Here is a 24,798-nt window from a genome sequence, read left to right as displayed (position 1 = left end):
GTGGATAAACTCCGCCGCCATGAATAGAACTCTCTACAGCTGTCTGTTTTACCTGGCGCTGCCGTTGGTGGCTTTACGTCTGTGGCTGCGCGCCCGCAAGGCGCCGGCCTACGCCGAGCGCGTGGGCGAGCGCTTCTCCTATGGCTTGCCGGTGATGAAACCGGGCGGGATCTGGGTGCATGCCGTGTCAGTGGGCGAAAGCATTGCCGCCGCGCCGATGATCCGCGGGCTACTGCAGCGTTATCCAGAGCTGCCGATCACCGTCACCTGCATGACGCCCACCGGCTCCGAGCGGATCCAGGCGTTGTTCGCCAACGAGCCGCGCATCCAGCACTGCTATTTGCCCTACGACTTGCCGTGCGCGGCCAAGCGTTTTCTCGATCGCGTGCAGCCCAGGCTCGCGGTGATCATGGAAACCGAGCTGTGGCCCAACCATATCCACGCCTGCGCTCGGCGCGGCATTCCGGTGGCGTTGGCCAATGCGCGGCTGTCGGCCCGTTCGGCCAAGGGTTATGGACGTTTCGCCAAGCTGACGGCGCCGATGCTGGCGCAAATGAGTTTGTTCGCTGTGCAGACGCACACCGAGGCCCAGCGCTTCTTGAGCCTTGGCGCGCGGCCGGAGACTGTAGAGGTGACCGGTTCAATCAAGTTCGATCTGACCATCGACCCGCAACTGCTGGAGCGAGCGGCCGCATTGCGCGAGCAATGGGGCGCCAGCGAGCGTCCGGTGTGGATCGCCGCCAGTACTCACGAAGGTGAAGATGAAGTGGTGTTGGCCGCGCATCGTCAGTTGCTCGCCAGCTATCCCAATGCATTACTGATTCTGGTGCCGCGTCATCAAGAGCGTTTTGATCCGATGTTCGAGCTGTGCAAGCAGCAAGGGTTTGCCACGGTGCGCCGTTCCACCGGCGAGCCCGTCAGTGCACACACCTCGGTGCTGCTCGGCGATACCATGGGCGAGTTGCTGTTTCTCTACGCCCTGGCCGACAGCGCCTTCGTCGGCGGCAGCCTGGTGGCGACCGGCGGGCACAACCCTCTGGAGCCGGCGGCGCTGGCCAAGCCGGTGATCATGGGGCCGCATGTGTTCAACTTCCTCGAAATCACCGCGATGATGCGCGAAGCCGGGGCTTTGCGTGAGGTGGATGACGCGCAAGGGTTGGCCGAAGCCGTGCGGCAGCTGTTCGAGCTGCCGCAGGATGCGCGCCGGATGGCGCAGGCGGGGCTCAAGGTGATGCAGGCCAACCAAGGCGCGCTGAAGCGCCTGCTGGATGGGTTGGCCAGACTGATCACTCACTGACTCAACAATGATCCAAGTGTGTTCAATAACCCGGTCGGGCTTTGAGTTGTTCGGCGGCAGCCTTGGCCAGGTCCGGCGGCAGGAAGTCTTTATCCGGGTTGTAGTCCGCCTTCAGGTACCGCGTCAGGTCCTGCAAATCCCCTGGATTCAAGGTACCCGCCGCCTGCTTCAGGCGCAGGTTGTCGAGGATGTAGTCGTAGCGGCTGTTGTTGTAGTTGCGCACCGACGAGTAGAGCTGGCGCTGTGAGTCGAGCACGTCGACGATATTGCGCGTACCCACCTGGTAACCGATTTCCGTGGCTTCCACCGCGCTCTGGTTGGAGATGATCGACTGGCGGCGCGCCTGCACCTGTTCCACATCGGTGTTCACGGCGCGGTGCAGGTTGCGCGTATTTTCCACTACCTGGCGGCGCAGGCCTTCGCGCTGCTGCTCGGTCTGGCCCAGGCGCGAGTACGACTCACGCACTTGCGAGCTGGTCAGGCCGCCGCTGTACAGCGGGATGCTCAGGCGCAGGCCGATGGTGCGCTGCTCGACATCACCGCGATACGGCGTGCCGAAGGCATTTGGGTTGCTGAAGCCGAGGGCGTCGTTATCGCCTTTTTCGTACTGCGCTACCGCATCCAGGGTCGGCGCGTGGCCAGCCTTGCGCTGCTTGAGGGTTTCTTCGGCAGCGGTGACGGCGTAGTTGCTGGCCAGCAGGTTCAGGTTCTGGCGGCCGGCGGTTTCGACCCACGCCTTGGCGTCGTTCGGCAGCGGCGGCAACACCGGCAACGTGTGCACGATGCCCTGGATCGAGTTGTACTGGCGGTTGGTCAAGGTGATCAGCGCTTCAAAGGCGTCATCCACCTGGCGCTGGGCCAGGATGCGGTTGGCGCGAGCGGTATCGTAGCTGGCTTGGGATTGCAGCACGTCGGTCTTGTCCGACAGGCCCACATCGAAGCGCTCGTTGGACTGGTCCAGTTGGCGCTTGAAGGCGTTCTCTTCGGCCTTGGTGGAGGCCAGGTTGTCCTGGGCGCGCAGCACGGCGAAATAGCTCTCTGCGCTTTGCAGGATCAGGTTCTGTTCCGTGGCTGACAGTTGCAATGCGGCCTGCTCGTTGACGGCCTCGGCGGCTTGCAGCTGGAACCAGCGGTCGGCGCGGAACAGCGGCTGGCTCAGGGTTGCGCGCCAGGAATGGGCGTCGCGGTTGGCGGTGGCCGCTGGCGTGTCGATCTGGGTGCGCACGTTGTTGATATCGGCACCGGCCGACAAGTTCGGCAGCAACCCGGCGCGTGCCTGGGGCACCACTTCTTTTTGCGCGCCGTATTGGGCGCGGGCGGCAGCCAGGTCGGCGTTGTTATCCACCGCTTCCTGATAGACGCTGACCAGATCGGTTCTGGCAGACAAGGGCGCTTCTGCTGCCCAGACCATTGCGTTGGTCGCACAAGACACGGCAACAGCCAGTGAAAGTTTGCGCAGCATGAGGCGATCCCTAGTGTGAATATTACGGTGATAATTTAGCGCCCAAGGCTACGGCTGGCCATTCCTGGCGTCAAGCCTTGAGGCAGCACCCGAGTGTAGTGGTGCGACCCCGGCACAACAATCCTGCAATTGCGCCATTCATCACGCTGAATGCTCCACTGTTGGCAATTTGCCCACGGCATGGTCTAGACTGGCCGCGTTCTTGTCGGGGTGCCTTGTTGGAAGGCTGAGATCGGTAAATACCGGATCCCGTTGAACCTGATCAGGTTAGCGCCTGCGTAGGGAACAAGATTTCTCGTCACCCGGCGAGTCCTCTTGTGCTTCGTCCGGGATGCTGTTCGACAATCGAACAGTCCTCGTGCGCCAAGCACAGCACTGGTTTCAGTGCGTCCATCCGTCACAGGTTCGCTCCGACAAAAATCCACCGCCTGGATAAGTTGGAGCCCGTGATGACGACAAAACTAAAAAATACTGTGCATTTAAGTGAATCGGCCAAGGTCGACTCCGGCTCTGTGCAGCCGTTTACCCGCTCGCAAAAAATCTACGTGCAGGGCACTCGCCCGGACATTCGTGTGCCGATGCGTGAGATCAGCCTGGACGTGACCCCCACCGATTTCGGCGGTGAAATCAACGCCCCCGTGGTGGTCTATGACACCTCCGGGCCGTACACCGACCCCAATGTGATCATCGACGTGCGCAAAGGCTTGGGCGATGTGCGCTCGCCGTGGATTGAAGTGCGCGGCGACACCGAGCGCCTGTCCGGCCTGAGCTCGCACTTCGGCCAGCAACGGCTCAGCGACGCCGAACTGACCGCATTGCGCTTTGCCCACGTGAAGAACCCGCGCCGCGCCAAGGCCGGTGCCAACGTCACCCAGATGCACTACGCACGCAAAGGCATCATCACCGCCGAGATGGAATACGTCGCCATCCGCGAAAACATGAAGCTTGAAGAGGCCCGCGCCAGTGGCCTGCTGGACCAGCAACACGCTGGCCACAGCTTCGGCGCCAGCGTGCCGAAAATCATTACCCCCGAGTTTGTGCGCGAAGAAATCGCCCGTGGCCGCGCAATCATCCCGGCCAACATCAACCACACCGAGTTGGAGCCGATGATCATCGGTCGCAACTTCCTGGTGAAGATCAACGGCAACATCGGCAACAGCGCCCTGGGTTCGTCCATCGAAGAAGAAGTGGCGAAACTCACCTGGGGCATTCGCTGGGGGTCGGACACCGTGATGGACCTGTCCACCGGCAAGCACATCCACGAAACCCGCGAGTGGATCATCCGCAACTCGCCCGTGCCCATCGGCACCGTGCCGATCTACCAGGCCCTGGAAAAAGTCGGTGGCGCCGCCGAAGACCTGACCTGGGAGCTGTTCCGCGACACCCTGATCGAACAGGCCGAGCAGGGCGTCGACTACTTCACCATCCACGCCGGCGTTTTGCTGCGCTACGTGCCGCTGACTGCCAAGCGCGTCACCGGCATCGTGTCCCGTGGCGGTTCGATCATGGCCAAGTGGTGCCTGGCGCACCATAAAGAGAACTTCACCTACACGCATTTCGACGAAATCTGCGAAATCATGAAGGCCTATGACGTCAGCTTCTCCCTCGGCGACGGCCTGCGCCCTGGCTCGATTGCCGACGCCAATGACGCCGCGCAGTTCGGCGAACTGGAAACCCTCGGTGAACTGACCAAGACCGCCTGGAAGCACGACGTGCAAACCATGATCGAAGGCCCCGGCCACGTGCCGATGCAGTTGATCAAGGAGAACATGGACAAGCAGCTTGAATGCTGCGACGAGGCGCCGTTCTACACCCTCGGCCCGTTGACCACCGACATCGCGCCGGGTTACGACCACATCACCTCCGGCATCGGTGCGGCGATGATCGGCTGGTTCGGCTGCGCCATGCTGTGCTACGTCACGCCCAAGGAGCACCTGGGCCTGCCGAACAAGGATGACGTGAAGACCGGGATCATCACCTACAAGATCGCGGCCCACGCGGCAGACTTGGCAAAAGGTCATCCGGGCGCGCAGATCCGCGACAACGCCTTGAGCAAGGCGCGCTTCGAGTTCCGTTGGGAAGACCAGTTCAACCTCGGCCTGGACCCGGACACCGCACGTTCCTATCACGACGAAACCCTGCCGAAGGACTCGGCCAAGGTCGCGCATTTCTGCTCGATGTGCGGGCCGAAGTTCTGCTCGATGAAAATCACCCAGGAAGTGCGTGAATACGCGGCCAACCAGCGCATTGACGCTGTGGATGTGGATGTGGCCAAGGGGCTGGCGGAGCAGGCGGAGCGGTTCAAGCAGGAGGGGAGTCAGCTGTACAAGAAGGTCTGATCCGGGGTTGGCGGTAACTGTGCCGGCCTCATCGGGGGCAAGCCCCCTCCCACATTTGAAGTGTGAACACTTTCAAAACTGTGGGAGGGGGCTTGCCCCCGATTGCTATCTCCCAAACAACAAATGTTCTTCAGAGATAAAACCCTTGAGCATTCAACCCAGCACCTATTCCCCCGACATCGCGGTGCCTGCTGACAAAAGAGTCTTCGGCGCCCGCGACCTGTTCTCCCTGTGGTTCTCCCTTGGCATCGGCCTGATGGTCCTGCAAACCGGCGCGTTGCTCGCTCCGGGCCTGGGCCTTAGCGGTTCATTGTTGGCCATCTTTCTCGGCACCCTGGTCGGCGTGCTCTTGCTGGCCGCCGTCGGCGTGATCGGCAGCGATACCGGCCTGTCCGCCATGGCCGCGCTCAAGCTCAGCCTCGGCGCCAAGGGCGCAAGCCTGCCGGCGTTGTTGAACCTGCTGCAACTGATCGGCTGGGGCTCGTTCGAAATCATCGTGATGCGCGATGCCGCCAGCCTGCTGGGCACGCGGGCATTCAGCGAGGGCAGCCTGATGGCCAGTCCTGTGTTGTGGACGCTGTTTTTTGGCGGCCTGGCGACCTTGCTGGCAGTCAGCGGTCCATTGACCTTTGTGCGCCAGATCCTGCGCAAATGGGGCATCTGGCTGCTGCTCGCCGCCTGCGTGTGGCTGACCTGGAACCTGTTTGCCAAGGCCGACCTGGCCGCGTTATGGGCTCAGGCCGGTGACGGTTCGCTGCCATTTGCGGTGGGCTTTGATATTGCCATCGCCATGCCGCTGTCGTGGCTGCCGCTGATTGCCGATTACTCCCGTTTCGGCAAGCGCGCCAAAAGTGTCTTCGGCGGCACCGCGCTGGGATTCTTTATCGGTAATTTCTGGCTGATGAGCCTGGGCGTGGCCTATACCCTGGCGTTCGCGCCAAGCGGCGAAGTGAACGCGCTGCTCCTGGCGTTGGCGGGTGCGGGCCTGGGGATTCCGCTGTTGCTGATCCTGTTGGATGAGTCGGAAAACGCCTTTGCCGATATTCACTCGGCGGCGGTGTCCAGCGGGATTTTGTTGCGCTTGAAAGTCGAGCACCTGGCATTGGCTATCGGGGTGATCTGCACCTTGATCGCCTGTTTTGCGCCGTTGGCGCAGTACCAGAACTTCTTGCTGTTGATCGGCTCGGTGTTCGCGCCGTTGTTCGGTGTGGTGCTGGTGGATCATTTCATCCTGCGCCGTCGTGGCCAGGGTGTGGTCGCCAGCCTGCATTGGTCGGCGTTGCTGGCCTGGCTGGGTGGCATCGCCACTTACCACCTGTTGGCGAATCTGTACCCGGATGTCGGCGCAACCCTGCCGGCGCTGGTGCTGGCAGGGTTGCTGCAGTTCATCCTGGGTCGCGCCTTCAGCGGCGCGCAGGCACCAGCTCAGGCTTGAGGATGCCTTCCAGGCGCGAATAGGGAATCTGCAACTCGACATGGCCCAAGGCATACGGCGCGATGGTGGTGGTGGGGTACTTGAGGACCACGCCACCATAGGTCAGCGCCACGTTCGGGGTTTTCTGGAAGGGGTAGGTTTTCACGAACTCCGGTTCCAGGCTCAGGCGGGTGCTGATCAGCCAACTGTTGTGCGCCACCTGGGCGGCTTTCCAGAAGGCGTCTTCTTTGCCCGGCAGTAGCATATCGGTAAGCGACAGCGCTTTTTGCTGCTGGCGCGAATAGTTGATGAACGCACGGCCCGGCTCGCCATGGGTGGCGCCCTGATCCAGGTAGCTGGACAGTTCGATAATCACCAAGCCGTCATGCTGCTCCCGTACCTTGGCCTGCAAATACATGCTGTTGCTGGGCGCCGCGGTTTTCAGGAATTGCTCGCGATAGCTCTCAAGGCTGGTCGGCAGCGGGTTGGCGCCGGTCATTTCCAGCAGGCGCTGTTCAATCAAGGCGTCGAGCTTGGGGTCTTTGGCAAAGTGCACGGTGTCGATATTCACCAACGCGCAATCGGCGCTGGCACAGCCCGGCCGGGTTTGTTCGGTGGTGTCGCGGGTGGCTTCCAGCGGGGTGCGCCAGTCGGGTTGGAACAGGCTTTGGCAGGCGCCGAGGGTCAAGGCGATGCAGGCCACGGAGGCGATTTTTAAAAGCGACATGGATGTCCTTCGTCTATCGATAAGAGCGAAATTGTGCAGCTTCGACTACCTGCAAGGCAGTCAGTTCGCCACTAAGCTGATTAGAGTGAGTTTGACCGCCGCCGTCTATCCCGGCAACCGGAAAGGGGCTGCATCCTAGGGCGCGAGCGCGTTAGGATGGCGCGAATTGCTCAGGCATAACGAGGAAAGGATATGACGGACACCGCAAAATCGACGCCGAGCACCATCGAAATTGTTCAGCGCGACACTGCCTACAAGGGCTTCTACCGGCTTGATCGCGTGCAACTGCGCCACGAAAAGTTCGATGGCGGCATGAGTCGTGTAATCAACCGCGAAGTCTTCGTCCGTCACGACGCGGTGTGTGTCCTGCCGTACGACCCGCAGCGCGATGAAGTGGTATTGATCGAACAGTTCCGAGTAGGCGCCATGGGCCGCAGCAACAATCCTTGGCTGGTGGAAATGGTCGCGGGGCTGATCGACAAGGATGAAGAGCCAGAGGAGGTTGCACAGCGCGAAGCCGAGGAGGAAGCTGGGCTGACGTTCTCCGCGCTGTGGCCGATCACCAAGTATTTCCCGTCGCCCGGTGGCAGTACCGAGTTTGTGCATTTGTACCTGGGCCATTGCGACAGCGTCGGTGCCGGTGGTGTCCATGGACTGGAAGAAGAGGCAGAAGATATCCGCGTCACCGTCTGGGCCTTCGAAGATGCCCTGCAAGCGGTACGCGACGGTAAGATTTCCAACGCAGCCAGCATTATCGCCCTGCAATGGCTTGCGCTTAATCGCGCGGAAGTGAGGGGGTTATGGCAGTAAAGGCGCGGGAACGTTATCGAGTCGACCTGATCGGGCTGCAAGCCGCCTGCGAAGCCAACTATGCGCGGCTGATGCGCCTGTTGCCCGACATGCGCCACGCCCCCGAGGCGCGGCGTATCGGCGTTACCCATGGCGACCAGATGCTCGGCGTGCTGGCCCTGGAAGTCATCGTCAACTGCCCATACACCACCACCCTGCGCGTGCGCCAGGAGCACAGCCTGCCTTGGTTGCCGGTGCCGCAACTGGAAGTGCAGGTCTACCACGACGCCCGTATGGCGGAAGTGATCAGCGCCGAACATGCACGACGCTTTCGCAGCATCTATCCTTACCCCAACGTGTTCATGCACCAGCCCGATGAGAAAGCGCAGCTCAATGTGTTCCTCGGTGAGTGGTTGAGCCATTGCCTGGCCCTGGGCCATGAGTTTGAGGTTGTGCGGTAGATGTGAACTGCGTCTGCTTCCCCGGGTTTCCTCTTTGCGTTCTGCCCCAGCATAATCGCCCCAATTGTCCATTCCTGTGATTGCCTTGGGAGAGCGCCTTGCCGAGCGTATCCACCGTGAACCCCGATGCACCGGTATTGCTGGTGCAACTGTCCGACAGTCATTTGTTTGCCGAGGCCGACGGCACGCTGCTGGGCATGAATACCCGTGACAGCCTGCAAGGCGTCATCGAATTGGTGCGCGCGCAGCAGCCGCACATCGATTTGGTGTTGGCCACGGGGGACCTGTCACAGGACGGCACGCTGGAGTCGTACCAGCAGTTTCGTGACATGACCCGGCAGATCGACGCCCCGGCGCGCTGGATTCCCGGTAATCATGACGAACCGCAAATCATGGCCCACGCCGCCGTGCACAGCGATTTATTGGAGCCGGTGGTGGATGTGGGCAACTGGCGGGTCATCCTGCTGGACTCCGCCGTACCCGGTTCCGTGCCGGGTTACCTGCAAGACCAACAACTGCAACTACTGGCTCAGGCTCTGAGCGAAGCGCCAAACCGTCACCATCTGGTGTGCTTTCACCATCACCCGGTGTCCATCGGCTGTGCCTGGATGGAGCCCATCGGCCTGCGCAACCCCGAGGCGCTGTTTGCCGTGCTGGACCGCTTCCCCCAGGTCAAGGCCGTACTCTGGGGTCATGTGCATCAGGAAATCGACCGTGAGCGCAACGGCGTGCGCCTGCTGGCATCGCCGTCCACCTGTATCCAGTTCGCTCCGGGCAGCGAGGACTTCAAGGTCAGTGAGGACGCGCCAGGGTATCGTTGGCTGCGCTTGCATGCCGACGGACGGTTGGAAACTGGTGTAGAGCGGCTGGCCGGCTTCGCGTTTATGGTGGATTACGGTAGCAACGGCTACTGAGATTTACCTGTAAACTGCGCCCTTTTGGCGCAAGCACGGAGAGCCCGGTATGTCTGCTTCGATCCTGTATATCCACGGTTTCAACAGTGCGCCGGCGTCCAACAAGGCCAGTCAGCTCATCACCGTGATGGACAGCCTCGGCCTGGCCGACCAACTGCGTGTGCCGGCCCTGCATCACCACCCGCGTCAGGCCATTCCTCAGTTGGAGGAGGCCATTGTCCAACTGGGGCGGCCACTGCTGGTCGGCAGCTCACTCGGCGGCTACTATGCAACCCATCTTGCCGAGCGCCATGGCCTCAAGGCGCTGCTGGTCAACCCGGCGGTGAGCCCCCATCGGATGTTCGACGGTTACCTGGGCACCCAGAAGAACCTCTACACCGATGAAACCTGGGAATTGACCCACGACCACGTCACGGCGCTGGCCGAGCTGGAAGTGCCGGCGCCCCAGGACGCGGCGCGTTACCAGGTGTGGTTGCAGACCGGGGATGAAACCCTGGATTATCGCCTCGCCCAGCAGTATTACCGGGCCTGTGCCTTGCGCATCCAGGCCGGTGGCGACCATGGTTACCAAGGGTTCGCCCAGCAATTGCCGGCGCTGCTCAGCTTTGCCGGCATTGGCGCAGATCAGTATCAATCCTTCGATTTTTCGGCACTGTAATTGCCTTGGAAACCGCAGGTTACTTTTTAATCGAACGACTCACGACGAGACCCCATGGCCACTCCCAGCGCTAGCTCTTATAACGCCGACGCCATCGAAGTCCTCTCGGGCCTCGACCCGGTGCGCAAACGCCCCGGCATGTACACCGACACCAGTCGGCCGAACCACCTTGCCCAGGAAGTCATCGACAACAGCGTCGACGAAGCCTTGGCCGGGCACGCCAAGTCGGTGCACGTCATTCTCCACGCTGACCATTCCCTGGAAGTGTCCGACGATGGTCGCGGCATGCCGGTGGACATTCACCCGGAAGAGGGCGTGTCGGGCGTCGAGCTGATCCTCACCAAGCTGCACGCAGGCGGCAAGTTCTCCAACAAGAACTACCAGTTCTCCGGTGGCTTGCACGGTGTGGGTATTTCCGTGGTCAACGCCCTGTCGACGCTGGTGCGGGTCAAGGTCAAGCGCGATGGCAACGAGTACCAGATGACCTTCGCCGATGGCTACAAAGCCACCGACCTGGAAGTGATCGGCACCGTAGGCAAACGCAATACCGGCACCAGCGTGTACTTTGCGCCGGACCCGAAATACTTCGATTCGCCGAAGTTCTCCATCAGCCGCCTCAAGCATGTGCTCAAGGCCAAGGCCGTGTTGTGCCCGGGCCTGCTGGTGACCTTTGAAGACAAAGGCACCGGCGAGAAGGTCGAATGGCACTTTGAGGACGGCCTGCGCTCCTACCTGGAAGATTCCGTCAGCGACTTCGAACGCCTGCCAAACGAGCCGTTCTGCGGCAGCCTGGCCGGTAATAAAGAAGCGGTCGACTGGGCGCTGCTGTGGTTGCCCGAGGGCGGCGACAGTGTGCAGGAAAGCTACGTCAACCTGATCCCCACCGCCCAGGGCGGCACCCACGTCAACGGTTTGCGCCAGGGGCTGCTGGATGCCATGCGCGAATTCTGCGAATACCGCAGCCTGCTGCCGCGTGGTGTAAAGCTGGCGCCGGAAGACGTGTGGGAGCGCATCGCGTTCGTGCTGTCGATGAAGATGCAGGAGCCACAGTTCTCCGGGCAGACCAAAGAGCGTCTGTCGTCCCGTGAGGCGGCAGCATTTGTCTCCGGTGTGGTCAAGGACGCCTTTAGCCTGTGGCTCAACGAGCATCCTGAGCTGGGCCTGGCCCTGGCCGAACTGGCGATCAACAACGCTGGCCGTCGCCTCAAGGCCAGCAAGAAGGTCGAGCGCAAGCGCATCACCCAGGGCCCGGCATTGCCCGGCAAACTGGCCGATTGCGCCGGGCAGGATCCGATGCGTTCCGAGCTGTTCCTGGTGGAAGGTGATTCCGCCGGCGGTTCCGCCAAGCAAGCGCGGGACAAGGAATTCCAGGCGATCCTGCCGTTGCGCGGCAAGATCCTCAACACCTGGGAAGTCGACGGCAGTGAAGTCCTGGCCAGCCAGGAAGTGCACAACATCGCCGTGGCCATTGGTGTCGACCCAGGTTCGGCGGATATCGCCCAACTGCGCTACGGCAAGATCTGCATCCTCGCCGACGCCGACTCCGACGGCCTGCACATCGCTACATTGCTCTGTGCGCTGTTCGTACAGCACTTCCGCCCGCTGGTGGATGCCGGTCACGTCTACGTCGCCATGCCGCCGCTGTATCGCATTGACCTGGGCAAGGAGATTTTCTATGCCCTGGACGAAGCCGAGCGCGACGGCATCCTCGACCGCCTGGTTGCCGAGAAGAAGCGCGGCAAGCCACAGGTCACGCGATTCAAAGGCCTGGGCGAAATGAACCCGCCGCAATTGCGTGAAACCACCATGGATCCGAACACCCGACGCCTGGTGCAGTTGACCCTGGAAGACTACGCCGGCACTTCGGAAATGATGGACATGCTGCTGGCGAAGAAGCGTGCGCCGGATCGTAAGGCGTGGCTGGAATCCAAAGGCAACCTGGCCGAGGTGCTGGGCTGATGCGCACAGGCGTCGCCCTGGCGATCCTGATGTTGAGCGGGCTGGCGGCCACCCCGGTGGTGGCTGCGCCCGTGGCAGAGCTCAAGCTCGTGTCCGAGCACCCGGTGGACGGCATGCGCGGCGGCAACCTGTCGGGTCTGGCTATGTGCGGCAAGGAGTTGTGGACGGTTTCCGACCGTGACGACGACCAGATCTACCGCCTGGATATCAGCGCGCCGACCTGGCAGGCCGAAACGCTGAAAATCGCTGTCCCGCCCGTGCCGGAATCCGGCCTGCCGTGGGGGCTGCGTTCGCGCACCAAGGCTGCTTCGTTCATTCGCGGTGGCGACCTGGATTTTGAAGGAATCAGCTGCGATGCCGCCGGTAATCGCTACATCGTCAGTGAAGCCCATGCGGCGGTGCTGCAGGTGCCGGTCACGGGCGCGCCTGAATGGCTGAAGATTGCCCCAGGCATGGTGCGTGAAGCGCGGGCCAGTGGCATGTTGCTGCACTTCAATGCCTTGTTCGAAGGCTTGGCGGTGAACCCGCAAGGCAATCAGATCTGGTTGGCGGCGGAGCGCGAGCGGCGCGGCTTGATTTCCATCAAGCGCCCGCAAAGCCTGTGGGATTGTGACGGCGCGTGCGTGTTGTTGAGTGAGGCCGGCCAGGAAGTACAGCCGGTGAAGTTCACCGACGCCAAGGCTGTGTCCAAGGATTTCGCTGATCTTTCCCTGTTCAACGGCAAGCTGTTCACCCTGGAGCGCAACGCGTTCCAGATTTGCCGCCGCGATGCGGTCACGGCCAAGGTTGAGCTGTGCTGGTCGTTTGCCGACGAAACCCTGACGCCCGAGCGGCGTTACGCCCAGCCCTATGGCCTGGCTGAAGCCCTGGTGGTGGACGCTGAGGGCGCATGGCTGGGTATCGACAACAACTTCGGCCCCCGCGCCGATGGTGAAAAACGCCCGGTGGTCTATCGTTTTGCCGCCCCGGTCGGCGGCTGGAGTGCCCAGCCGTGAATGATCAAACACTTGAATTGACCCGGCGCAGCGGCATTTCCGCTGCGCCTTACCAAACAATGATGAGGCCCGCATGAGTGACATCCTCGCAGACAGCTTAGACGGCGTAGAGCGCCGGTCGCTGGCTGACTTCACCGAAAATGCCTACCTCAACTACTCCATGTACGTGATCATGGACCGTGCCTTGCCGCATATCGGCGACGGCCTCAAGCCTGTGCAGCGGCGCATCATCTACGCCATGAGCGAGCTGGGCCTGGATGCCGATTCCAAGCACAAGAAGTCGGCGCGTACCGTCGGTGACGTGCTGGGTAAGTTCCACCCCCACGGCGACTCGGCCTGCTATGAAGCCATGGTGCTGATGGCGCAGCCGTTCAGCTACCGCTACACGCTGGTAGATGGCCAGGGTAACTGGGGCGCGCCGGATGATCCCAAGTCCTTCGCCGCCATGCGTTACACCGAAGCGCGTTTGTCGCGTTACTCGGAAGTGCTGCTCAGCGAACTCGGCCAGGGCACTGCGGATTGGGGCCCGAACTTCGACGGCACTCTGGACGAGCCTCTGGTGTTGCCTGCACGTTTGCCGAATATCCTGCTCAATGGCACCACCGGTATTGCGGTTGGCATGGCCACCGACGTACCGCCGCACAACCTGCGGGAAGTCGCCACGGCTTGCGTGCGTTTGCTGGATGAGCCAAAAGCCACGGTCGAGCAGCTCTGCGAGCATATCCAGGGTCCGGATTACCCGACCGAAGCGGAAATCATCACGCCGCGTGCCGACCTGCTGAAGATGTACGAAACCGGCAAGGGCTCGGTGCGCATGCGCGCCGTCTACCACATCGAGGACGGCGACATTATTGTCACCGCGCTGCCGCACCAGGTGTCCGGCGCCAAGGTGCTGGAGCAGATCGCCGCGCTGATGCAGGCCAAACCGTCGAAACTGCCTCAGGTCGCCGACCTGCGTGATGAGTCCGACCACGAAAACCCATGCCGCATCGTGATCATTCCGACCAACAGCCGGGTCGATCACGAAGTGCTGATGCAGCACCTGTTCGCCAGCACGGACCTTGAGTCCAGCTACCGGGTCAACGTCAACATCATTGGCCTGGACGGCAAGCCACAGCTGAAAAACCTGCGCAACCTGCTGGTGGAGTGGCTGGAGTTCCGGGTACAGACCGTTCGTCGCCGCCTGCAATTCCGCCTGGACAAGGTCGAACGCCGCCTGCACCTGTTGGATGGCTTGCTGATCGCCTATCTCAACCTGGATGAAGTGATCCACATCATCCGTACCGCCGAGCACCCGAAAGCCGAGTTGATTGCGCGCTTCGAGCTGAGCGAGATCCAGGCTGACTACATCCTCGACACCCGCTTGCGTCAATTGGCGCGACTGGAAGAGATGAAGCTACGTGACGAACAGGACGCGTTGCTCAAGGAACAAGCCAAGCTGCAAGCCCTGCTGGGCAGCGAAGCCAAGCTGAAAAAGCTGGTGCGCAGCGAGCTGATCAAAGACGCCGAAACCTATGGCGATGACCGTCGTTCGCCAATCGTGCAGCGCGCTGAAGCCAAGGCGCTGACAGAAACCGAACTGCTGCCTAACGAGAAAATTACCGTCGTTCTGTCGGAAAAGGGTTGGGTTCGTTCAGCCAAAGGGCATGATATTGACGCCACTGGCCTGTCTTACAAAGCGGGTGATGGCTTTAAAACCGCCGCAGCCGGGCGTTCCAACCAGTTTGCGGTGTTTATCGACTCCACGGGGCGCAGCTATTCGGTGCCGGCGCACACCTTGCCGTCCGCGCGGGGGCAGGGCGAGCCGTTGACCGGGCGTCTGACGCCGCCGCCAGGGGCGAATTTTGAATGCGTGCTGCTGCCGGATGATGACTCGCTGTATGTCATCGCCTCCGACGCCGGTTACGGGTTTGTGGTCAAGGGTGAAGACCTGCAGGCCAAGAACAAGGCGGGCAAGGCGCTGTTGAGCCTGCCGAACAACGCCAAGGTGATCTTGCCGCGACCGGTGGATGACCGTGAGAGCAATTGGCTGGCGTCGGTGACTACCGAAGGGCGCTTGCTGGTGTTCAAGATCAGCGATCTGCCGCAGCTGGGCAAAGGCAAGGGCAACAAGATTATTGGTATTCCAGGGGAGCGGGTGGCCAGTCGCGAAGAGTACGTGACCGACATCGCAGTGATCCCGGAGGGCGCTACTTTGGTACTTCAGGCCGGTAAACGCACGCTGTCGCTGCGTCCCGATGACCTTGAGCACTACAAGGGCGAGCGTGGTCGGCGTGGTAATAAACTGCCGCGAGGTTTCCAGCGGGTAGACGCATTGCTGGTGGAAACGCCCGTTTAAGGCGTACTAGAGCCCTCGATCTACGATTTAAAGCGTAGATCGACGCTTTGGCGCTGGAGTCACGGCGCATATTCACGGATGATATGGCCTTTCCAGCGCCGGCGTGGCCGAGCGTGTTTAGGTTATTTTTAGTATTACATTGTGGTTCGCCTTGTGGCAGCCACCTGGATGGGATGATGACTGCTCCACGCCTTCCTCTATTTTTGATGCTCGCTGGCCTTTTGGGGCTGGCGGGTTGCAGCACACACCAACCGGTGTCGCTGTACCAGCTGGACAGCGGAAGTCCGGCGCAACCCGCACAAAGTGCGGGTATGGCGGTTCTGCTGGGCCCGGTGGTTGTCGCCGACTACCTGCAACGCGAAACCCTGCTGCAACGTCAGAACGACGGCAGCCTGCAAGGTTCCACCGATGGTCGTTGGGCGGGCAGTTTGTCGTCCGACATCAACCAGCTGATGCTGCGCCAGGTAGCCGGTCATCTGGACAGCCAACGTGTGGTCCTCTCACCTGCGCCCGCCGGTTTTTCGCCGGATGTGCAGGTTTTGCTGACCATTACGCGGCTGGATTCGGGGACTTCGCAACCGGCGATCCTCGATGCGCAGTGGCGCTTGATCGACCGTCGTGGCCAGGTGCGCGACAGCCGCATCGTGCATTTGCAGGAGCAGCACGCCGGTACTACCGCGTCGCAGGTCCAGGCCCAGGGCGTGTTGTTGCAGAACCTGGCGCAGCAGTTGTCGGTGGCCCTCAAGCCATTGGCCAACCAGCCGCCGATTGCCGAGGCGCCGCGCAAGCAAGCCCCGGCGGTGCAGGCCAGGCCAGCAGAACCGCAGAAGCCTAAAATGCCGATGGCTACGCCGATCCGTACGGATATGGAAGTGTTCAGGTTCTGATCTGAATCGCACAAATAAAAAGGCCCGCTCATTCAGCGGGCCTTTTTATTTGTGTGCGATTAAATGTGGGAGGGGGCTTGCCCCCGATGGCTGAGTATCAGTTGGCACATCATTAACTGAACCACCGCTATCGGGGCAAGCCCCCTCCCACATTAGCCCTGCAGTGTTCTTCAGGGCTTGCGGGTCTCGTGCATCCGCGCCAATTGGCGCTCCAGCATCGACGGGTACGGCTCCATCAGCCGCTCCACACAGCTTGCGCCTTCAGGGCTGGCAATCGGGCGGATGCGGGCGCGTTGGCGGATCAGCGTGTCCTCACTGATCTTGCGCTCCACCAGCAGCAGGTTGCGGCTGTGTTGCGACAGGGCCAGGGCGTCCTGGGCGATCTCGGTCAGCAGCAGGTCGATCTGGCTCATGCCGAACAGGTCGTCACCTACCGTCAAGCCAAGTTGCAGTTGCAGGGTGATGCCACTGTCCGCCACTTCGATCTGCAGGGCATGGCCCAGGGCGCGCAGCAACTCGCCGCAGCAGATGGCGTTGGTCAGGTAGTCTTCGCCGCTGTCTTCGCTGTGGAACAGCATCAGCGTACTGCCATCGTTCAGGGTGTGCAGTTCGCTCTGGTACAGCGAGGCGGCCTGGTCGAGGCAATCGCGATAACGTTCCAGCAATTCGGTCAGGCGTGCGCGGGGCAGGCGGCGCAGTTGGTCCTGGGCACCGAGTTGCACGGCCAGTACGGCGCTGTGCTGGGGCTCGGTGTTCCTTGCCGGTACCGGCTTGGGCGCGATGGCCGGGCTGCTGACCGAGGTGTCGCGCAGGTCGGCGAAGGGGTCTTCGTCGTCCAGCTCGTCTTCTTCGGCCTGGATTACCTTGCGTGTAGCGGGTTTGAGACCTGCCACCGGCGCGCTTTCATCGAAGCCTGGATCTCGCAGGTTGCGCACTTCAAACTCTGGCTCGTCGTCGTAATCGGTGTCGTCGAACTCAGGTTCCGGCTCAGCCTTGGGCGCTGGCTCCGGCGCGAAGCTGGCGTGCAATTGGCGGGCGAGGTCACCGATCTCATCCTGGCGGTCGGTGGCCGGGGTATGTTCGTCGATATCTCGCAGCCAGATGCGCAGTTGCATCAAGGGCGTGGAGATATGCCGGCCCAGGCGCAGGCTCAAGGCCAGTGCCAGTGCCAGCAGGATCGCGCTGAGGATGCCCATGCTTTGCAGGCTGATGGTCATCGGCTGCTGGAATTGCTGCATGTCCAGGCTGATGCGCAGTTGGCCGGCCTTCACATCCTGGAATGTAATGTTGCTCTGGTACAGACCTTCGGCTTCACCCAGCAGGCCGTTTTTCGGGCGCTGCCCGGCTTCGGCCATGATGCGGTTGTCCACGCTGTAGATCGCGGCGTGGGCCACCAGCGGGTTTTTGGTCAGGTTGTTGAGCAGCACGTTGAGGCTGAGGATGTCGTTGGACACCAACAGCTCAGTCGCCGAGGTGGCGGTCTGGGTGGTCAGGCTCTCGCCCAGGGCGTCGGCTTGCTCGTGCATGGCCTGTTTGAACTGCAAACCCATCACACAGGCATAGATCACCAGGGCCAGGGCGACCAGGATCACGTTATGGCTGGCGATGCGTAATGCGATCGGTACACGGCGGTGGCGCAGTGCCCGGAAGATCAGCAGGAAGAAGTTATCGGTTTTTACTGGCGTGGGCCGGTTCACTTGCGCTCGGCTCTCGGTCCGTGAAGTTGACGCGCAGTATAGCGACAGGCCCAAGACCGGCAAAGCGCTGGCTGTGCCCGATGGTCACTGAAAGTGGGTAGAATGCGGTTTTTTTCCAGCCTGGGGGTGCGCCTTGCGCGAAATTGTCCTGATTAACATCACTGGCGAAGACCGTCCGGGTCTTACCGCTGCCATTACCGGTGTGCTGGCCCAGGGTGGTGTGAACATTCTCGACATCGGCCAGGCGGTGATCCACGACACCCTGTCGTTCGGCATCCTGGTGGAAATCCCTAGCACCGAGCAGGCCTCGTCAGTGCTCAAGGACATCCTCTTTACCGCGTACAAGCTCGACCAACAGGTGCGTTTCACCCCGGTATCCGAAGAGGATTACCGGCACTGGGTGGCCGGCCAGGGCAAGAAGCGCCATATCGTCACGTTGCTGACCCGCAAGGTCACCGCCGAACAACTGCAGCGCGTCAGCTCGATCACGGCGCAGTACGGCCTTAATATCGACCATATCGACCGTCTGTCGGGCCGCATGCCCCTGGACACGCCTGCTGACCAGGGCAAGGGCTGCATCGAGTTCTCCGTGCGCGGCGAACCGGCCGATCCGCAGGCCTTGCGCGCCGAATTCCTCAGCGTGGCCCAGGAGCTGAATGTCGACATCGCCTTCCAGGAAGACTCGCTGTTCCGTCGCAACCGTCGCCTGGCGGTGTTCGACATGGACTCCACGCTGATCGAAGCGGAAGTCATCGACGAACTGGCCAAGGCCGCGGGCGTGGGTGAGCAGGTTTCGGCGATCACCGAGCGCGCCATGGCCGGCGAGCTGGACTTTCGCGCCAGTTTCAAAGAACGTCTGGCGCTGCTCAAAGGCCTGGATGTCAGCGTGCTGGACTCTATCGGTGCCTCGCTACGCCTGACTGAAGGCGCCGAAACCCTGTTCGCCGAACTCAAGCGCCTGGGCTACAAGACTGCAATCCTGTCCGGCGGCTTCACCTACTTCGCCAAGCAATTGCAGGCCAAGCTGGGCATCGACTATGTGTTCGCCAATGAGCTGGAAGTGGTGGATGGCAAGGTGACGGGCGTGGCGGTGGAGCCGATTGTCGACGCACAGCGCAAAGCGGATCTGCTGAAGGAGTTGGCCCACAAGGAAGGCTTGCGTCTTGAGCAGACCATTGCGGTCGGCGACGGCGCGAATGACTTGCCGATGCTGGCGATTGCCGGCTTGGGTGTAGCGTTCCGTGCCAAGCCGTTGGTCAAGCAATCGGCCAAGCAGGCGATTTCGACGTTGGGGTTGGATGGCGTGCTGTATCTGCTGGGCTTTCGCGACCGCGACGGTCAGCTGTAAATGAGTGTGGGAGGGGGATTGCCCCCTCCCACATTGGATCTTTACCGCTCTGGAATTACGCTTTCGGCAGTGCGATGCCTTGACCCATCTGCACAGGCGAACCCGCCAGCAGTTCTTCAGACCACTTAACTTGATCCGGCCCGAACAGCACAATCGCGGTCGAACCCAGTTTGAAGCGGCCTAGCTCCGCGCCTTTCTCCAGGTGAATCGGCGCACGTGCGGCTTCGTCGTAGCGGAAGGTTTTCAGCTCGCGCTTTGGTGGTGTTACCAGGCCAGCCCATACGGTTTCAATCGACGCGACGATCATCGCACCCACCAACACCACGGCCATCGGACCACGCTCGGTGTCGAAGATGCAGGCAACGCGCTCGTTACGCGCAAACAGCTCCGGCACATTTTCGGCGGTGGTCTGGTTGACCGAGAAGATGCGGCCCGGAATATAGACCATTTCCCGCAGGGTGCCGGCCAGTGGCATGTGCACGCGGTGGTAGTCCTTGGGTGACAGATAAACTGTCGCAAAATCCCCGCCCATGAACGGTGCTGCTACAGCCGCATCACCACCCAGCAACTCCAGCACGCTGAAGCTATGGCCTTTAGCCTGGAACACACGACCATGTTCAATCGGTCCGAGCTGGCTGACCGCACCGTCGGCCGGGCTGAGCACCGCGCCTGGAGTTGGGTCCAGTGGGCGCGCGCCATCCTTGAGGGCGCGGGTGAAGAAGGCGTTGAAGTGCTCGTAGGCGGTCACGTCTTCAACCAACGCTTGAGACATATCCACTTGGTAGCGCTTGGCGAACCAGGTAGTGAATGCATTCTTGAACCAACGCACGCGGCACTCGGCAATGCAGCCCGCCAGGCGCGACAGCAGGTGGTGCGGCAGCAAGTACTGGCTGAGGATAAACAACTGCTTTTTCATAACTGTCCTTAAACCTTAAATCTCAACGGGGGTGTCGGGGTGGTTGCCCCATTCGCCCCAGGAACCGGCATAACCTTTGACTCGCGGATAACCGAGCGCCTTGGCCACCAGGTAGGTGAAGCCAGAGCGGTGGTGAGTCTGGCAGTGGGTGATGATTTCTTTATCTTTCGTCAGCCCGAGGTTTTCAAGGATTTGCGGCATGTCGCGGCGGATACGCAGGTTGCGTGCCTTGTCCATGCCGGCGGTCCACTCGAAATTCACCGCGCCGGGGATGTGCCCGCCTTTGGCGGCAAGCACCTTTTCACCGGAGTACTCCAGCGGGCCGCGTGCGTCCCAGATGCCCAGGTCGGCCGCGCCGAGGCGGCTTTGCAGGTATTCGCGGGTCGCGGTGGGGCCGTCGTGCAACGTGAGGCTGACCGGGCCGCCGACCGGAGCTGGGGCATCAGTGGAAACAGGGTGCTTATCTTCCAGCCACGCCAGCAGGCCGCCATCGAGGTAGTGATATTTCTGGTGGCCGATCACGTCGAGCAGCCAGATAAAACGCCCGGCCCAGCCGCCGCCTTCGTCGTCGTACACCACGTAGGTGGCGTCGGGCGTGTGGCCCAGTTCGCCGAAGAGTTTTTCCAGGTCGGCTTTATTGGGCAGCAGGCCGGGTGCCGGCGGCTGGCCCAGTTGGGTGCGCTTGGGGTCAACGAAATGCGCGCCGGGGATATGCCCTTCGGCGTAGCGGGCGGCGCTGGTGAGGTCCACCAGAATCAGGTGCTCGGCATCCAGTCTGCCGAGCAGGTCGCTGGATTCGATCACCAGCGGCAAGCCAGAGAAGTCAGGCATGTGAGGTCTCCTGGGCACAAATGTTGGCGATAAAGGACGGCGATTGTAGCGCAAGCATCAGGCGCTGCGGTTGGTAAAGCTGTGCAGGGCTTTCTCGATGCATTGGGCGGTTTTGCCGAAGGCCTGCACGGTGGTTTCCGAGAACGGCCCGCCGCCCTGGTCGGCGACCATCACCATCACCACGCGGCCATTGCAGCTCATCGAGCGCAACAGCAGGTGTTCACCGGTGAACAGGCGGCGCAGGATCGGCGGCAGCAAGGCCGAGAACTGCGCGTGGTTGTCCGGCGTCAGGCGCACTTGGGCGGATTTTTCCAGCAGGCGTTGCAGCAGCGTGCTGTTGACCACGTCCAGGCTCAGGTTGGCCGCGTCTTTGGGCAGGCCGTCGGCCTGGTGTACGCGCAAGGTGCTCAGGGCGCGATCGGCCATGAACAACAGGACACGCTGCATGCCACTGGCCACCAGGGCTTCCTTGGCGCAGGTGGTCAAATGCATGGCGTTGGCAAAGCGGCTCGGCTCTACGAGCAGTTCGGTGCAGCGGTTGCGCCAAACGGCCAGGGCCTCGGCAGTCGGTGGCGGCGCCGGCAGCAGGCCGCGATGGATCTTCTGTACGTGCCACGGCCAGATCAGCGACAGCGCCGGGTGCCAGAGGTCGGGCATCAGGGCGGTGCGGGCGCTGGTCACGGCTTGTTGGTGAGAGTGTTGCTGCACCTCTGCCAAGGGCTGTTGCAGGTATAGGGCGGTGAGGTATTGCCAGCGTTGGGTGTGCGGGCAGGTCCAGGACTCCTGGGCCGACATCGCCAGGCCATTGGCCAGCAGCACGGTATTGGCCGGCTGGTTAAGCCAGCGACGCAGATTGGGTTCGGCGTCGAGCAATTGCTGGTGGCGCAACGGGTCGTCTTCGCGGGCGATATGCAGCGCCTTGACCAGCAAACGTTGTTCGCGCAGCAACAGGGTATAGCCCTGGGATACCCAGATCGGCAGGTGCCAGGCTTCGGTCAGGCCCAGGCACAGGTCCAGCAGGCGCACGCCGAACAGTTCCTGCTCGACCTTGCGTGCAGGCTCGCCTTTATGGATGACGCGCAGTTCCCACTCTTCAAGCAGTTTGGGGTAGGCAACGGCCATCGGCCACAGCGGCGACAGAAACAGCAGGCTGCCCCAGTGAATGTCCTGCCAGAGCCGCGCCAGACGGCTGCCGAACAAGCCGTTGGCCTGCTGCGACGCGTGCTGGCTCACCAGCAGCAGCTGGCGCAATGCCACGGGAATCTCTTGAGCGGGCAACGAGGGCAGGCGTGCGAGCAGTTCTTCGGCGCGCTTGAGGCCCAGGCGGTTAAGCGCCACTTCAAGGTTTTCCGCCGGTTCCGCCAGGCTGCCATGGGTGTGGCTGTTGGCCTCGCGCATCACGCTGAGCACCAGGGCGGGGCTGTTCTGCATCAGTTCGGCAATATCTCGCAACGAACTGCGGCTGTCGCGGATGGCTTTGCACACCCGGTCATGGCTGGCCTGAGGAACAGGCAGCAGTACGTCGTCCAGACGCTTGATCCAAGCGGCGAGAGAGGAAGGTCTTACAGATGGGACTGTCGTTTCATTAGCCATGATTGGGGCGCGATCATCACTTGCGGTCAACACGCCCGGAGCGGGCCGAACTGGCTTTTCGCCTTAACGGGCTATAGTCTGGCGCAGTTTTGCCGATAAGAGGAACAAGAGTTTTCCAGTTCCCCCAAATATGTCCATGAACCCGACGGCGCAAGTACTCATCTCCTATGGCTAAAATTATCGGCATCATCGTCGTCTTCGCGAGCGTGCTCGGCGGGTACGTCCTGTCCCACGGTAAAATTGCGGCACTGATCCAGCCTTTCGAAGTGCTGATCATTGGTGGTGCGGCACTGGGCGCCTTCCTGCAGGCCAACCCCGGCTACATGACCATGCACGTGGTCAAGAAATCGCTGGCCATGTTCGGTTCGCGCTTTACCCACACCTTCTACCTGGAAGTGCTGGGCCTGGTGTACGAGATCCTCAACAAGAGCCGCCGCGAAGGCATGATGGCCATCGAGGCCGACATCGAGGACGCCGCCGCCAGCCCGATTTTCGCCAAATACCCGGCCGTGCTCAAAGATGAGCGCATGACCGCCTATATCTGCGACTACCTGCGCATCATGTCCTCCGGCAACATGGCCCCCCACGAGCTGGAAGGCCTGTTCGACATGGAATTGTTCAGCCTTAAAGAAGAGCTGGAACACCCTTCCCACGCCGTGACCGGCATCGCCGACGGCATGCCTGGCTTCGGTATTGTTGCGGCGGTGCTCGGTATCGTGGTGACCATGGCATCCCTGGGCGAAGGTGACCAAGCGGCCATCGGCATGCACGTAGGTGCGGCGCTGGTGGGTACGTTCTTCGGTATTCTCGCGGCCTATGGTTTCTTCGGCCCGCTGGCCACCTCCCTGGCTCACGATGCCAAGGAAGAAATCAACCTGTACGAATCGATCAAGGCCAGCCTGGTAGCGTCCGCGTCCGGCATGCCGCCATCGCTGGCGGTCGAGTTCGGTCGCAAGGTGTTGTACCCGAAGCATCGCCCAAGCTTCGCCGAGCTGGAACAAGCGGTTCGCGGTCGCTAAGCCATGGAAAACAACCAGCCGATAATCATCAAGCGCGTCAAGCGCTTCGCTGCGGGGCACCATGGTGGCGCCTGGAAAATCGCCTTCGCCGACTTTGCGACGGCGATGATGGCGTTCTTCCTGGTGCTGTGGCTGATGTCTACCGCCACGCCCGAACAGAAGATCGCCATCGCCGGCTACTTCAAAGACCCGATTGGCTTCTCGGAAAGTGGTACGCCGTTTGTGATCGACCTGGGCGGCTCGCCGCAGTTGGCGCCTGAGCGCACCATCAACCCAGAGGTCAAGACCGAGGCCCCGCAGGAAAAAATCCCGATCGAGCGTGACACGGTCGAGAGCATGGCCGAGCAGGTCGAGCAGGAACGCCTGGAGTTGTTGCTGCAAGAGTTGCAGACCAAGGTGGATGAAAATCCGCAGCTGCTCAAATTCAAGGATCAGATCTCGTTCGAGATCACGCCCGAAGGCCTGCGCATCCAGATTACCGATGCCGCCAACCGGCCGATGTTCGATTCCGGCAGCGCGCGGCTCAAGCCTTACTTCGAAGACATCCTGCTGGCCATGGCTGACACCATCAAGGCGGTGCCGAACAAGATCAGCATCAGCGGCCACACCGACGCCAAGCCGTATGCCGGCCAGGGTGATTTCGGCAACTGGGAACTCTCGGCCAACCGCGCCAACGCCGCCCGCCGTGCGTTGGTGGCAGGTAGCTACCCCGATCCGCAAGTGGCGCGCGTGGTGGGTTTTGCCTCCTCGCAGCTATTCGAGCCCAAGGATCCGTTCAATCCGATCAACCGGCGTATCGACATCGTGGTGCTGACCAAAAAGGCCCAGCGTGCGATTGAAGGTGATCAGCCGCCCGTTGTGCCAACCCCAGGCGCGGGCGCACCCGGCGAAGTGCCGACTGACCCGAACGCCATCCCGCCGGGGCAGGAGCCGTTGCCGGCCCACGAACTGCGGCAGAAGCTGAATCTGTTTGATGATGGTGGGATGAAGGATCCTACGGTGCCTAAGGCGGGTTCCTAAGACAGTATGTCTAGTCCTGAAATAGGTTTACACCTGTTTGAGTCTCAAAACGCCTGATGCACCGCATCGGGCGTTTTGTATTTCAGGGATAAGTGCGGCCGCTCCCCGTTGTAGATCAGCACCGACTCATCCAC

At 61.6% G+C, this 24,798-nt stretch carries 20 protein-coding genes and 1 riboswitch; of the genes, 14 read left to right on the top strand and 6 right to left on the bottom strand.

Annotated elements, in window-relative coordinates:
* Positions 1–19: 19 nt before the first annotated feature.
* Positions 20–1,297: a lipid IV(A) 3-deoxy-D-manno-octulosonic acid transferase gene (gene waaA / locus NDJ82_RS17940; protein ID WP_250925996.1), complete on the top strand. Its 1,278-nt coding sequence runs from the start codon at positions 20–22 to the stop codon at positions 1,295–1,297.
* 22 nt (positions 1,298–1,319) lie between these two features.
* On the opposite strand, the gene NDJ82_RS17935 is transcribed toward waaA, so the two are convergent.
* The gene (locus NDJ82_RS17935; RefSeq protein WP_099583700.1) at positions 1,320–2,759 is read right to left on the bottom strand and encodes a TolC family outer membrane protein; all 1,440 of its coding nucleotides are present in this window, start codon (positions 2,757–2,759) and stop codon (positions 1,320–1,322) included.
* 196 nt (positions 2,760–2,955) lie between these two features.
* Positions 2,956–3,061, top strand: a riboswitch (TPP riboswitch).
* Positions 3,062–3,208: 147 nt separating this feature from the next.
* Here NDJ82_RS17935 and thiC point away from each other — a divergent pair.
* Positions 3,209–5,098 carry a phosphomethylpyrimidine synthase ThiC gene (gene thiC, locus NDJ82_RS17930; protein ID WP_099583699.1) on the top strand — a complete coding sequence of 630 codons (1,890 nt, stop codon included), beginning with the start codon at positions 3,209–3,211 and terminating at the stop codon, positions 5,096–5,098.
* Positions 5,099–5,243: 145 nt separating this feature from the next.
* Positions 5,244–6,533: a putative hydroxymethylpyrimidine transporter CytX gene (gene cytX, locus NDJ82_RS17925; protein ID WP_250925995.1), complete on the top strand. Its 1,290-nt coding sequence runs from the start codon at positions 5,244–5,246 to the stop codon at positions 6,531–6,533.
* Here cytX and NDJ82_RS17920 read toward each other — a convergent pair.
* On the bottom strand, positions 6,502–7,239 hold the full coding sequence (locus tag NDJ82_RS17920; RefSeq protein WP_250925994.1) for an RsiV family protein: 738 nt from the start codon (positions 7,237–7,239) through the stop codon (positions 6,502–6,504). The two genes, cytX and NDJ82_RS17920, sit on opposite strands and share 32 nt — an antisense overlap.
* 192 nt (positions 7,240–7,431) lie before the next feature.
* Between NDJ82_RS17920 and NDJ82_RS17915 the strand changes: the two genes are divergently transcribed.
* The 8 genes from NDJ82_RS17915 to NDJ82_RS17880 all read left to right on the top strand — a co-directional run bounded on the left by NDJ82_RS17915 (position 7,432) and on the right by NDJ82_RS17880 (position 16,240).
* Entirely contained in the window at positions 7,432–8,049 is a 618-nt protein-coding gene (locus NDJ82_RS17915; protein ID WP_250925993.1) for an NUDIX domain-containing protein, read from the top strand.
* Positions 8,040–8,489: a DUF1249 domain-containing protein gene (locus NDJ82_RS17910; RefSeq protein ID WP_003171323.1), complete on the top strand. Its 450-nt coding sequence runs from the start codon at positions 8,040–8,042 to the stop codon at positions 8,487–8,489. The genes NDJ82_RS17915 and NDJ82_RS17910 overlap by 10 nt, the downstream gene beginning before the upstream one ends.
* Before the next feature lie 98 nt (positions 8,490–8,587).
* Positions 8,588–9,403, top strand: a complete 816-nt coding sequence (cpdA, locus tag NDJ82_RS17905; RefSeq protein ID WP_191946928.1) for a 3',5'-cyclic-AMP phosphodiesterase — start codon at positions 8,588–8,590, stop codon at positions 9,401–9,403.
* 49 nt (positions 9,404–9,452) lie between these two features.
* Positions 9,453–10,061 (top strand): YqiA/YcfP family alpha/beta fold hydrolase, encoded by a 609-nt coding sequence (locus NDJ82_RS17900; protein WP_099583694.1) that lies wholly within the window; start codon positions 9,453–9,455, stop codon positions 10,059–10,061.
* A 54-nt stretch (positions 10,062–10,115) separates the two neighbouring features.
* Complete coding sequence (gene parE / locus NDJ82_RS17895; protein WP_099583693.1) at positions 10,116–12,020, top strand: DNA topoisomerase IV subunit B; 1,905 nt, start codon at positions 10,116–10,118, stop codon at positions 12,018–12,020.
* On the top strand, positions 12,020–13,015 hold the full coding sequence (locus NDJ82_RS17890; protein ID WP_250925992.1) for an esterase-like activity of phytase family protein: 996 nt from the start codon (positions 12,020–12,022) through the stop codon (positions 13,013–13,015). Before parE ends, NDJ82_RS17890 begins: the two co-directional genes overlap by 1 nt.
* A 73-nt stretch (positions 13,016–13,088) precedes the next feature.
* A complete protein-coding gene (gene parC, locus NDJ82_RS17885) occupies positions 13,089–15,353 on the top strand; it encodes a DNA topoisomerase IV subunit A (RefSeq protein ID WP_112193112.1) in 2,265 nt (754 codons plus the stop codon).
* Between the two features lie 176 nt (positions 15,354–15,529).
* Positions 15,530–16,240, top strand: a complete 711-nt coding sequence (locus NDJ82_RS17880) for a PqiC family protein (protein WP_177411506.1) — start codon at positions 15,530–15,532, stop codon at positions 16,238–16,240.
* Positions 16,241–16,410: 170 nt separating this feature from the next.
* Here the strand turns inward: NDJ82_RS17880 and NDJ82_RS17875 are convergent, their stop codons facing one another.
* Entirely contained in the window at positions 16,411–17,937 is a 1,527-nt protein-coding gene (locus tag NDJ82_RS17875; protein WP_099583689.1) for an AhpA/YtjB family protein, read from the bottom strand.
* A gap of 133 nt (positions 17,938–18,070) precedes the next feature.
* Between NDJ82_RS17875 and serB the strand changes: the two genes are divergently transcribed.
* Positions 18,071–19,285 carry a phosphoserine phosphatase SerB gene (serB, locus tag NDJ82_RS17870; RefSeq protein WP_099583688.1) on the top strand — a complete coding sequence of 405 codons (1,215 nt, stop codon included), beginning with the start codon at positions 18,071–18,073 and terminating at the stop codon, positions 19,283–19,285.
* Positions 19,286–19,340: 55 nt separating this feature from the next.
* Here the strand turns inward: serB and asd are convergent, their stop codons facing one another.
* From asd to NDJ82_RS17855, 3 genes are read right to left on the bottom strand one after another with little or no spacing between them, the layout of a single operon-like run.
* Positions 19,341–20,201, bottom strand: a complete 861-nt coding sequence (gene asd / locus NDJ82_RS17865) for an archaetidylserine decarboxylase (protein WP_099583687.1) — start codon at positions 20,199–20,201, stop codon at positions 19,341–19,343.
* Positions 20,202–20,216: 15 nt separating this feature from the next.
* Entirely contained in the window at positions 20,217–21,032 is an 816-nt protein-coding gene (locus NDJ82_RS17860; protein WP_250925991.1) for a rhodanese-like domain-containing protein, read from the bottom strand.
* A 57-nt stretch (positions 21,033–21,089) separates the two neighbouring features.
* Positions 21,090–22,625 carry an HDOD domain-containing protein gene (locus NDJ82_RS17855; RefSeq protein ID WP_099583888.1) on the bottom strand — a complete coding sequence of 512 codons (1,536 nt, stop codon included), beginning with the start codon at positions 22,623–22,625 and terminating at the stop codon, positions 21,090–21,092.
* Between the two features lie 167 nt (positions 22,626–22,792).
* On the opposite strand from NDJ82_RS17855, the gene motA reads away from it, so the two are divergent.
* Complete coding sequence (motA, locus tag NDJ82_RS17850; protein WP_099583685.1) at positions 22,793–23,644, top strand: flagellar motor stator protein MotA; 852 nt, start codon at positions 22,793–22,795, stop codon at positions 23,642–23,644.
* A 3-nt stretch (positions 23,645–23,647) separates the two neighbouring features.
* Positions 23,648–24,664 (top strand): flagellar motor protein MotB, encoded by a 1,017-nt coding sequence (gene motB / locus NDJ82_RS17845; RefSeq protein WP_099583684.1) that lies wholly within the window; start codon positions 23,648–23,650, stop codon positions 24,662–24,664.
* The last annotated feature ends 134 nt before the right edge of the window (positions 24,665–24,798 follow it).

It is taken from the genome of Pseudomonas sp. SR18, from assembly GCF_023701505.1.
Lineage (GTDB): Bacteria > Pseudomonadota > Gammaproteobacteria > Pseudomonadales > Pseudomonadaceae > Aquipseudomonas > Aquipseudomonas cyclaminis.
The sequence above is the reverse complement of the archived record's forward strand: the minus strand, read 5'-3'. Positions and strand labels throughout refer to the sequence as shown.

What these genes read in the sequence shown, in the direction of transcription:
- NDJ82_RS17860 (WP_250925991.1), bottom strand. Translation starts at nt 21,032, where the DNA reads ATGCCTGACTTCTCTGGCTTGCCGCTGGTGATCGAATCCAGCGACCTG.
- parE (WP_099583693.1), top strand. Translation starts at nt 10,116, where the DNA reads ATGGCCACTCCCAGCGCTAGCTCTTATAACGCCGACGCCATCGAAGTC.
- NDJ82_RS17880 (WP_177411506.1), top strand. Translation starts at nt 15,530, where the DNA reads ATGACTGCTCCACGCCTTCCTCTATTTTTGATGCTCGCTGGCCTTTTG.
- NDJ82_RS17915 (WP_250925993.1), top strand. Translation starts at nt 7,432, where the DNA reads ATGACGGACACCGCAAAATCGACGCCGAGCACCATCGAAATTGTTCAG.
- NDJ82_RS17890 (WP_250925992.1), top strand. Translation starts at nt 12,020, where the DNA reads ATGCGCACAGGCGTCGCCCTGGCGATCCTGATGTTGAGCGGGCTGGCG.
- NDJ82_RS17910 (WP_003171323.1), top strand. Translation starts at nt 8,040, where the DNA reads ATGGCAGTAAAGGCGCGGGAACGTTATCGAGTCGACCTGATCGGGCTG.
- motB (WP_099583684.1), top strand. Translation starts at nt 23,648, where the DNA reads ATGGAAAACAACCAGCCGATAATCATCAAGCGCGTCAAGCGCTTCGCT.
- motA (WP_099583685.1), top strand. Translation starts at nt 22,793, where the DNA reads ATGGCTAAAATTATCGGCATCATCGTCGTCTTCGCGAGCGTGCTCGGC.
- asd (WP_099583687.1), bottom strand. Translation starts at nt 20,201, where the DNA reads ATGAAAAAGCAGTTGTTTATCCTCAGCCAGTACTTGCTGCCGCACCAC.
- thiC (WP_099583699.1), top strand. Translation starts at nt 3,209, where the DNA reads ATGACGACAAAACTAAAAAATACTGTGCATTTAAGTGAATCGGCCAAG.
- NDJ82_RS17855 (WP_099583888.1), bottom strand. Translation starts at nt 22,625, where the DNA reads ATGGCTAATGAAACGACAGTCCCATCTGTAAGACCTTCCTCTCTCGCC.
- NDJ82_RS17920 (WP_250925994.1), bottom strand. Translation starts at nt 7,239, where the DNA reads ATGTCGCTTTTAAAAATCGCCTCCGTGGCCTGCATCGCCTTGACCCTC.
- parC (WP_112193112.1), top strand. Translation starts at nt 13,089, where the DNA reads ATGAGTGACATCCTCGCAGACAGCTTAGACGGCGTAGAGCGCCGGTCG.
- waaA (WP_250925996.1), top strand. Translation starts at nt 20, where the DNA reads ATGAATAGAACTCTCTACAGCTGTCTGTTTTACCTGGCGCTGCCGTTG.
- NDJ82_RS17900 (WP_099583694.1), top strand. Translation starts at nt 9,453, where the DNA reads ATGTCTGCTTCGATCCTGTATATCCACGGTTTCAACAGTGCGCCGGCG.
- NDJ82_RS17935 (WP_099583700.1), bottom strand. Translation starts at nt 2,759, where the DNA reads ATGCTGCGCAAACTTTCACTGGCTGTTGCCGTGTCTTGTGCGACCAAC.